The following is an 8674-nucleotide window of genomic DNA, read 5'->3' as shown; positions in this document are numbered from 1 at the left end:
CCGCCCGGCCGCGCCCCCTGCGCTCCACCGGACTTCCCGGCGGAACTGTACTGTGTTGCGGCAGAGAGCGTGCCGCACAGGGGGAGATGCATGGCAGCACAGCCGACCACGCGATGGCAGGTCAGCGGATACAGATTTCTCATGCGGCGCATGGGACACGCATTGGTGCGACGCGATGTGCGGATGATCCACGACCCGCTTCGTTCCCAGTCCCGCGCGCTCGCCGTGGGAACGGTCGTGGCGTGCCTCGGACTCGCCGGCTGCGCCGCGCTGGCGCTGTTCCGGCCTCAGGACCGGATCGGGGATGCCACCGTCGTCGTCGGACGCGAGTCCGGCGCGCTGTATGTCGCCATCGACGGGACCTTCCACCCCGCCCTCAACCTCGCGTCCGCACGCCTCGTGCTCGGCTCGCCTGTCGAACCGGTCGTTGTGGCCGACGACCAGCTGGCGGATCGCCCCCGTGGCCCTCTTGTGGGGATCCCGGGGGCGCCGTCGTCGCTGGCACACGGTGCGGACGATCGGCCGTGGACCGTGTGCGACACCGTCGAACCTCACGGAATGCTCGCCGTGACGACCGCCGTCGTCGTCGGCGAGCCGGAGAGTGGCAGAAATACGCCCCTGCGCGACGACGAGGCGTTTCTCGTCTCGTCCGACGATCGTTTCTACTTGGTGTACAACGGGGTTCGAGCCGAGATCGATCCGGACGACCGTGCGTTGACGCGCGTGCTCGGTCTCGATGTGACGCGGGCTCGTCCGGTGAGTCCCGGCCTCCTGGGCGCGATTCCCGAAGTGCCTGCTCTCGCCGCTCCGGTGATTCCCGGTGCGGGCGGTGCTCCGAGCGTGCACGTTCGCGGGTTGCCCGTCGGATCTGTGGTGGCGCTGACCGAACCCGATGGACAGAGTTTCCATGTCGTGCTGCGTGACGGCGTTCAAGAGGTGTCGCGCGCGACCGCGCAGATCCTGCACGCGTCGGATTCCCAGGGGGCGGCGGAGATCCCGGTCGTACCGCCGGATGTCCTCAAGGATGCGCCCGCCGTGCGGGAGCTTGCGGTGGCGACCTTCCCCGCCGTGATTCCCGACATCGTGGAGCCGGCTGACGCTCCCGTGGCGTGTCTGACCTGGGACCCGACGGGACCCGGGGACGACCGGAACCGCTCCACGCTGGGGTTGTCGGCCGGCACCGGGCTCCCCCTCGCCGAGGACGCCGTCCCGGTGGTACCGGCGCAAGCGGACGGCGCCGGCCCGAATGCCGACGCCGTGTACGTTCCGCCGGGGCGGGGCGTGTACCTCGGCACGACGGCCGTGACACCCGGTAGCGATCGCGCCGGCCCGTTGTTCTATGTCGCGGACACCGGGGTCCGGTACGGCATCGTGGACGGTGACTCCGCGGCAGCCCTGGGTCTGTCGGACCCGGTCCGCGCTCCGTGGCCGATGGTGGAACTCCTCGCACCCGGTCCCGCCCTCGGCAGGGCAGAGGCGCTGCTCGCACACGACGGTGTTGCACCGGACCCGAGCCCCGCACCCCTACGCGCGGGAGGCTGACAGCTCAGGTCCGCGCGCCGAGACGGCGCCGCGGGATCGACAGCAACACGACGGGCACCAGCGCGATACACACAGCGGCCGCAGCGATCAGCGCGATGGTGCGCGACCGGTTGTCCGGCGGGGGAGTTTCTGCGGGCGCAGCGAGCGGGCGCGGTTCGGGTGGACGCGCCTCTGCCGGAAGTGAACGGCTCGCCGTCAGTGGCGCGGTGACGGCTGCGTACGGATCCACGATCCCGTGGCCGACCCGCGGATTCCAGCCCTCGGCAGGGGCGTGCGCGGTCGCCTCGATCCGGGCCATCACCTCACGTGCGGTCAGGTGCGGGTGCCGGGCACGCACGAGAGCCGCAGTCGCCGCGACCAGCGGCGCTGCGAAACTGGTGCCGGAAATCGATTGCGGCCCGTTCGATCCCCAGACCTGGTCCACGAGACCCGCCGTGCCGGGATTCAAGGAGACCAGTCCGCTGCCCGGTGCCGCGACATCCACCCACGGGCCGGGCAGGCTGTATTCGGACGGGGTGCCGTCGGGTTCGACAGCGCCGACGGCGAGCACGTAGTCGTCGTACCAGGCCGGCGACGCCAGAGTCGTTACAGAATTCCACGGATCGTCCTCGGGCGCAGCAGGATCGAGCGATCCAGGATTGCCGGGGCGGCAGGTATCGGTGTTCCCGGCCGCCACGACCACGACGACGTCTTCGACATCGGTGGCGTACTGCACCGCCGCACCCAAGGGGCCGTCGAACAGCCCTGCGGCAGTGGTCCGGCATGCCACCTCCGAGATGTTCACGACGGTCGCACCCAGATCCACCGCTCGACGGAGCGCGAGGGCGAGTGTGCGCACGTCGCCGTAACCGGTGGCATTGCGGGCGGTGTCGTCGTCTGCGCGTGCCCGATCAGAGTACCGTCCGCTCGACTGGCGAATCGTGATCAGCTGGACATCGGGCGCACCACCGGCGAACCCGGATCCGGGAACCTGGGCAGCCGCGATGAGACCTGCGACGAGTGTGCCGTGTGCGTCGCAGTCGTCCGTGCCGTCCCCTGTCGACACGTAATCGCCACCCGGTTGCAGTGCGGGTAGCCGGGGATGGGGTTGCACCCCGGTGTCGATGACCGCGACGACTTGCCCCGCGCCCCGGGTGAGCGGCCAGACGGACTCGAAATCGAGAATCCGCTGGGCAACGGGCATCTGGGGCCCGTCCGGTGCCTCCTCCGGTTCGGAGCACACGATGCGTTGTTCCGTGGCGTCCGGCGGCGCCGGAGTGCCACCGGACGGCAGAAGGGCGGGATCCGGAACGGGTGGTCTCGCCGCTGCCGGACTGCCGCCGCCTGCGATCACAGCCGCGATGACGACAACGCAGGCGGACGCCGCAGGCCGTCGCATCCCTTCACAGCCCCCGTACCGCGGAGTACAAGCCCGCGACCCAGCACGCGAGCGGAACGATGAGCGCGATCACGGTGTATTCGGTCAGTTCCGCGATCCGGCGCTGCACCGGCGTGAACTGACGGCGGGGCGCCACCACACCGAACACGATCGCGCCGGCGAACATTGCCAGGGCAGCGGCGGAGACGAACCACGGCGGAACCGGGGCGAGTACCGCCGCTCCGGTGATCAGCCCGATCAGGATGGTCGCGCCGCCCACCACCAGCGGCACCGCTTCGGTCACGGACGTGTAGGAGCGGCCCCGGAACATCAGCACGACCGCGGTGGTGACGGCCAGACCGACCCCCGGCCACGACACCGCCCCGGCCACCGGATAGGCCGCGCACCACGCGCCGCCGACAGCCAGGGCGGCCGCGGCGTAGACCAGCCCCGTCAGATGCGCGCGGGAGCGCCCTATCCGCGCCTCGAGTTCCCCGAACGACGGGAGCGGAGCGGCTGCCTCCGGATCGGGCGATACCGGGTCGAGCGACGTTCCGGGTACGGGTACCGGAGGTACGGGCAGGCGGCCGAGAACCGCTGCGAGACGTGGCGCGGAGGCGACGAGAAGCAAGGCTGCGATCACCGTGCCCGCCCCGACCGCGTGCGGTCCGGCACCGGCCGTCGACGCTAGGACCAGTGCGACCGCCGCACCTGCCGCAGCGGCGGCGACACCGGTGAACGTCGCAGTACCGACCATGGCCGTTCGCAAGGCGATCACCGCGGCCGCACCGACCAGCACTGCCCCGAGCAGTAGTTGTGGAGGCCCCACATTGCCCGGCACGAGCAGCACTCCCGCGGCGAACACCGGCGGTACCGCGCAGACGGCGGGCAGGAGCCCTGTCCGCGGGTCGCCGTAGCCGCGTGAGACGACCGCTGCCGCGAGCAGGAGCAGAACGCCCAGCACCGCCGCGATCGCGCCCGCCACGAGTCGGTGAGGACCTGCCGGCAGTTGCAGCAGGGAAAAACAGCCCGCAGCGAGCGCCGCCGGAGCGAGGACCGTTGCCAGCACACCCGCGGGAGCGGCGCCCCACCGGCGCAAGCTGTCCTTGCCCTCCACCGCCACCGCATACATCACGTCGTCGAACAGCGGGGGAGGTGCAGGAGATCCGGCATCGGCCAGGACGAGCAACTCGCCGTCGCGTACCCCGTGTTCGTCGAGGCTCAGCGCACCCGCAAGCGGCGCATGACCGATCCGGGCGAGCGTCCACGCCCCCGGCTCCACCTGCTCGGGCGTGAGATCGAACCGGTTCGCAGCCCGGTGCGATGCGACGAGGTCCACGATGCCGGGAATCAGCAGCGCCACAGGAACTCCGAGGGGAAGAGCGAGATCCACCTCGGTGTGTTGCGCGAGCACCGTGATCCGGCACAGGTCCGGAGCCTGGACAGCGCCGTGATGCTCGGATCCGGTCTGCGCGGACGTCATCGCTCTTCTTCCCCCGTCGTTCACTCGGTCGCCGGCCGCTGCGCGCGGCTCCCCTCGGATGTGCACCGCGCCGACCGGGACGACGCAGACCATACGACACGCGCCGGTCGGTGTCTCGTGACGGAGTCGCCGGCAGGACCCGATCACGAGGTGCCCTGTATGTCTGCGTCGTGCGCTACCCTTCCTCGGACCGTGGGGGTCGGCCGTCGGGGGACGGTTGTGGGATGCGGTGTTCCGGGGGTGGCGAACGTTGAGTACCGAGCGCTTCGTGCGCGCAGCGCGCAAGGAGGCTCCGCGGGCTCCGAGCGGCGAGTTGAGTGTGCAAGCGCCGCCCGATATTCCGCGTCCGACGCCAGGGAATCTGCTGGTGAGGTTACTGCCGCTCGTGATGGTGGCGGCCATGATCGGCATGATGGCGCTGATGTTCACCTCCGGCATGGCCCGGAGTCCGATGGCGATGATCTTCCCGATCATGATGGTCGTCTCGATGGTCGGCATGCTCGCGAACGGCGGGCGCGGAGGAACGAAGACCTCCGAGGTGGACGAAGACCGCAAAGACTATCTCCGGTATCTCGACCAGGTCCGGCGCGAGGTCACCGAAACCAGTGGCGAACAGCGCAAGTCGCTCGAATGGGCACACCCCGACCCCGCCCTGCTCTGGACTCTCGTCGGCACCGCGCGGATGTGGGAACGGCGGTGCACCGACGCGGATTTCTGCCACGTGCGGGTCGGACGGGGCGGGCAGCGACTCGCCACCCGCCTCGTCGCACCGGACACCGGTCCGCTCGAAGATCTCGAGCCGGTCGCGGCGGTCTCCCTCCGGCGGTTCGTGCGCGCCCACTCGGTGGTAGCCGCGCTGCCCACGGCGGTCGCACTGCGAGGCTTTGCGGCGATCGGACTCGACGGAGACAGGCAGGCCGCCCGGTCTCTGGTGCGCGCGATGCTCATCCAGTTGTGCACCTTTCACGGGCCGGACGTCCTTCGGGTCGCAGTCGTCTGCGGACCGGACACTGCCGCGGAATGGGAGTGGGCCAAATGGCTCCCGCACGTTCAGCACCCCGACGCCCGCGACGGTGCGGGGAGCGCGCGGATGGTCTTCGGCTCGGTCCTCGAACTGGAGACGGACCTCGCTCCGGTCCTCTCGACCCGAGGACGCTTCACACGCAATGCCCCGGCCGTCGAGGGAGTTCCGCAGCTCGTCGTCGTGGTCGACGGTGGTGTGTCGGGGTCCGGGTCGGGACTGCTCGAGGACGGGCTGGATTCGCTGACGATCCTCGACCTGTCGAGTTTCGCGCCGCGACTGGCGTCGGCTCGCGGTCTCCAACTCGTGGTGGAGGACGGCTCTGTCGGCGCACGATCCGGCGTGGAGGTCGAGTCGTTCGCCGACGCCGATTCCGTCAGCGCGCCACGGGCTCAGACGGTCGCGCGCCGTCTGGCTCCCTATCGCGTGGTCGCGCAGGCTTCGGCCGGCGACAACTCCGACGACAGTCCGGCCACCTGGCAGGACCTTGTGGGGGTCGGCGACGTGCTGCGCTTCGATCCCGGCCGAGCATGGGTCCCACGCCGGGGACGCGACCGTCTGCGGGTTCCCATCGGTGTCGATCCCGACGGCAGACCTGTGGAGATCGACCTGAAGGAAGCCGCCGAGAACGGGATGGGCCCACACGGTCTGTGCATCGGAGCGACGGGATCAGGGAAGTCGGAGTTACTGCGCACACTTGTCCTCGGGCTCGTCGCCACTCATTCGCCCGACGATCTCAATCTCGTTCTGGTCGACTTCAAGGGCGGTGCAACCTTTCTGGGGTTGGAAGGCCTTCCCCATGTAGCGGCGATCATTACCAATCTCGCGGATGAACTCGCAATGGTCGACCGGATGAAGGACGCACTCGAGGGTGAAATGAACCGCAGGCAGGAGTTGCTCCGGGCGTCCGGAAACTTCGCCAACGTCGGAGACTACGAAAAGGCGCGTGCGGCGGGTGCTCCCCTGGATCCGCTCCCGGCGCTGTTCATCGTCGTGGACGAGTTCTCCGAACTGCTTTCGCAGCAACCGGAATTCGCCGACCTGTTCGCGGCGATCGGACGGCTGGGGCGCTCGCTGCACATGCATCTTCTGCTCGCCAGCCAGCGACTCGACGAGGGACGACTGCGAGGGCTCGACAGTCACCTGTCCTACCGCATCGGCCTCAAGACGTTCTCTGCGAACGAATCGCGCAGCGTCCTCGGCGTTCCCGATGCCTACCATCTGCCGTCGGCGCCGGGTGCGGGTTACCTCAAGTCGGATTCGGCGGAGATCGTCCGGTTCGCTGCGGCGTACGTTTCCGGGCCCTCGGTGTCCGGACGCCCGTCCCGGCGGACTGCGGTGCACGGCGTCACCGGTGCACTGCGGCCCCGGGTGTTCACCGCGCGCGCCGTTCCGCTCGACGATCCTGTTCCGCAGGCGGTCCCGGCACCGGACATTACGGACGACACGGCGGCCGCAGGAGGCCGTAGCCTCCTCGACCTCGTCGTGGACCGGATCCGCGGACACGGAACACCCGCGCACGAAGTGTGGCTTCCTCCCCTCGAGGAGTCTCCGACTCTCGATGCGCTGGTGCCGCGCTCGGTCCTCACGGGCGAGGTACCCCAGCTCGCCCCGCTGCGGACTCCTGTCGGCATCGTCGACCGGCCGTTCGATCAGCGCCGCGACCTTCTCGTGGTGGATCTTGCGGGTGCGGCCGGCAACGTCGTGATCGTGGGCGGTCCCCAGGCGGGAAAGTCGACGTTGCTGCGCACTCTCGTCGTGTCGACGGCCCTGACGCATACCGCGGAGCAGGTGCAGTTCTACTGTCTCGACTTCGGAGGCGGTGCGCTCGCAGGTCTGGCAGCGCTGCCTCACGTCGGATCGGTCGCAACCCGTCTCGATGCCGATCGGGTGCGGCGTACCGTGGCGGAACTCGTGTCGTTGTTGCGGAGCCGAGAGCGACTGTTCGCCGAGCAGGGTATCGAGTCGATGGCGGAGTTTCGCCGCCCCCCGGCCGGCGGCGCACCCGGCACGTCCACCGATCCGTTCGGCGATGTCTTCCTCGTGATCGACGGATGGCCGAGTATCCGGCAGGACTTCGAGGCTCTCGAGCAGGTCGTGAGTGTGTTGGCATCCCAAGGGCTTTCGTACGGCATCCACGTGGTGCTCAGTGCGCCCCGCTGGGGGGATGTCCGTCCGGCGATGCGGGATCAGTTCGGCACGCGACTCGAACTGCGCCTCGGAGATCCGTCCGATTCGGAGTACGGACGGAAGAAGGCGGCGACGGTGCCGGAGGGGAAACCGGGCCGTGGGATCGACCGCGACGGGCTGCACATCCTCGTGGCGCTGCCGCGCGTGGACGGCGTCACGGACACCACCGATCTCGGCGCCGGAGTGTCGGGAGCGGTCGCCGCGATCGCCGCCGCGACGCCCGGCGGACGCGCACCGAGGGTCCGGATGCTGCCCGACACCATCGATCGCACCGATCTGCTCGCGGCGCTGCCCCGCGGATGGCCGAGTGCCCCGGATGCGCCGCCCGCGGTGCGGCTGACGATCCCGATCGGCATCGACGAGTCGGAACTCGCGCCGGTCGCCGTGGACTTCACCGACAGCCCGCATCTCCTCGTATTCGGTGATTCCGGCTGCGGGAAGACAGCCGTGCTCCGTGGCATCTGCCGAGGATTGATGGAGTCGAACACCTCCGACCAGGTGCGCATCATCGTCGGTGACTACCGCCGCACCCTGCTCGGCGTGGTCGAGGGCGATCACCTCGGCGGCTACGCACCGGCCGCGAGTGTGCTGGCCACGATGGCCCAGGAACTCGCCGGGATCTTCGAGCGGCGACTGCCCGGGCCGGGGACGACTCAACAGCAATTGCGGGACCGTTCGTGGTGGTCCGGGCCGGAGGTCTTCGTGATCGTCGACGACTACGACATGGTTGCGGCGAGCGGCCAGAATCCGTTGGCCCCGCTGCTCGAGTATCTGCCGCAAGCCAAGGACCTGGGTCTGCACCTCGTGGTGGCGCGCCGAGCCGGAGGCGCGGGCAGGGCACTGTTCGAACCGGTGCTGGCCCGATTGCGCGAACTTTCCAGTCCCGGGCTGGTGATGAGCGGCAATCGGGACGAAGGTGCGCTGGTGGGCTCGGCCCGCCCGTCGCCCATGCCGGCCGGAAGAGGACTGCTCGTGCGCCGCGACGGCGCGTCGCTCGTGCAGACCGCATGGTCACCGCTGCCGTGACGTCGCCGGAAGTGCTGGTCCTGGCCGTGCTGCCGGGGTGGGTGCGGGGGAAATG

General features: G+C 69.7%; 4 protein-coding genes. 2 read left to right on the top strand and 2 right to left on the bottom strand.

The genetic code is table 11. From position 1 onward, the window contains the following. The first annotated feature begins 90 nt into the window (after positions 1-90). On the top strand, positions 91-1542 hold the full coding sequence (gene eccB, locus TVH25_RS19555; protein ID WP_422425267.1) for a type VII secretion protein EccB: 1452 nt from the start codon (positions 91-93) through the stop codon (positions 1540-1542). 4 nt (positions 1543-1546) lie between these two features. Here eccB and mycP read toward each other — a convergent pair whose 3' ends face one another. Both mycP and eccD read right to left on the bottom strand, forming a co-directional pair. Beyond that, the gene (gene mycP, locus TVH25_RS19550) at positions 1547-2920 is read right to left on the bottom strand and encodes a type VII secretion-associated serine protease mycosin (protein WP_422425266.1); all 1374 of its coding nucleotides are present in this window, start codon (positions 2918-2920) and stop codon (positions 1547-1549) included. A gap of 4 nt (positions 2921-2924) precedes the next feature. Then, positions 2925-4382, bottom strand: a complete 1458-nt coding sequence (eccD, locus tag TVH25_RS19545) for a type VII secretion integral membrane protein EccD (RefSeq protein WP_422425265.1) — start codon at positions 4380-4382, stop codon at positions 2925-2927. Between the two features lie 250 nt (positions 4383-4632). On the opposite strand from eccD, the gene eccCa reads away from it, so the two are divergent. Next, positions 4633-8619, top strand: coding sequence for a type VII secretion protein EccCa (gene eccCa, locus TVH25_RS19540; RefSeq protein WP_422425264.1), 3987 nt, complete (start codon positions 4633-4635; stop codon positions 8617-8619). The last annotated feature ends 55 nt before the right edge of the window (positions 8620-8674 follow it).

It is taken from the genome of Rhodococcus sp. 7Tela_A2, from assembly GCF_049311045.1.
Taxonomy (GTDB): domain Bacteria; phylum Actinomycetota; class Actinomycetes; order Mycobacteriales; family Mycobacteriaceae; genus Rhodococcus.
The sequence above is the reverse complement of the archived record's forward strand: the minus strand, read 5'-3'. Positions and strand labels throughout refer to the sequence as shown.